A 1,586-nucleotide genomic window follows, 5' to 3' on the forward strand; every position below is an offset into this window, starting at 1 on the left:
GCGATGTTGATGGTCGCGCCGTTGCTCAGGGTCACGGTCATCGCCGTGCCGGCTGGGTTGCTCAGGGTGGCGGTGTAGACGATCTGACCGCCTTCGGCGACATCACCGGTAGCGGTCAACACCAGATTGGTGGTGGCCTGGGTATCCGGGCTGTCGGTGACGGTAGTGGTCGGGTTACCCGCAGTTTCGAGCTTCTCGTAGTTACCACCCGACACTTCACTGATGCTGTTGGTCAGCGGAGTATTGGTGTTGTAGACGTTGTTTGGCGCAACGAAGTCGACCGAGCCGGACGACTCGCCGACGCCGATGGTGATGCTCTGACCGTTGGCCAGCGTGACCACCAGCGGGCTGCCCGTGACTGGTGCCGACACCGAAGCGGTGTACACCACGGTACCGCCCTCGACCACGCTTGGAGTGGCGGTCAGGGTCACGGTCGACGTGTCGATGGTGTCGCTCACGTTGGTGACAGCTTCGGCCGGGTTGACCGCCAGCTTCTCGAAGTCACCGCCGGTGGTACCGGTGATGGTGGCTTTGACTTGACCGGCGTCTTTGTAGACGTCATCGGCTGGCGCCGCGACCGTCACCTGGCCAGTAGTCTGGCCGGCCGCGATGTTGATGGTCGCGCCGTTGCTCAGGGTCACGGTCATTGCCGTGCCGGCTGGGTTGCTCAGCGTGGCGGTGTAGACGATCTGCCCGCCTTCGGCGACATCGCCGGTGGCGCTCAGCACCAGGTCAGTGGTGGCCTGGGTGTCTGGACCGTCGGTGACGGTAGTGGTCGGGTTACCTGCAGTTTCGAGCTGCTCGTAATTGCCGCCTTCAACCTTGCTGATGCTGTTGGTCAGCGGGGCGTTGGTGTTGTAGACGTTGTTCGGTGCGGTGAAGTTGACCGAGCCGGACGATTCGCCGACGCCGATGGTGATGCTCTGGCCGTTGGCCAGGGTCACGACCAGTGGCGAACCAGTCACAGGTGCCGACACCGAGGCGGTGTACAGCACAGTACCGCCCTCGACCACGCTTGGAGTGGCGGTCAGGGTGACGGTCGACGTGTCGATGGTGTCGCTGACGTTGGTGACGGCTTCGGCCGGGTTGACCGCCAGCTTCTCGAAGTCGCCGCCGGTAGTGCCGGTCACACTTACTTTGACCTGACCGGCGTCTTTGTAGACGTCATCGGCCGGTGCCGCGACCGTCACCTGGCCAGTCGCCTGGCCGGCCGCGATGTTGATGGTCGCGCCGTTGCTCAGGGTCACGGTCATCGCCGTGCCGGCTGGGTTGCTCAGGGTGGCGGTGTAGACGATCTGACCGCCTTCGGCGACATCACCGGTAGCGGTCAACACCAGATTGGTGGTGGCCTGGGTATCCGGGCTGTCGGTGACGGTAGTGGTCGGGTTACCCGCAGTTTCGAGCTTCTCGTAGTTACCACCCGACACTTCACTGATGCTGTTGGTCAGCGGAGTATTGGTGTTGTAGACGTTGTTTGGCGCAACGAAGTCGACCGAGCCGGACGACTCGCCGACGCCGATGGTGATGCTCTGACCGTTGGCCAGCGTGACCACCAGCGGGCTGCCCGTGACTGGTGCCGACACCGA

At 63.6% G+C, this 1,586-nt stretch carries 1 protein-coding gene; it reads right to left on the reverse strand.

Annotation, left to right across the window (positions count from 1 at the left end; genetic code table 11):
• On the reverse strand, positions 1-1,586 hold a 1,586-nt coding region (locus tag ACFY68_RS26145), incomplete at both ends, for an immunoglobulin-like domain-containing protein (protein ID WP_387533585.1).

Source organism: Pseudomonas sp. NPDC012596 (assembly GCF_042902325.1).
Taxonomy (GTDB): domain Bacteria; phylum Pseudomonadota; class Gammaproteobacteria; order Pseudomonadales; family Pseudomonadaceae; genus Aquipseudomonas.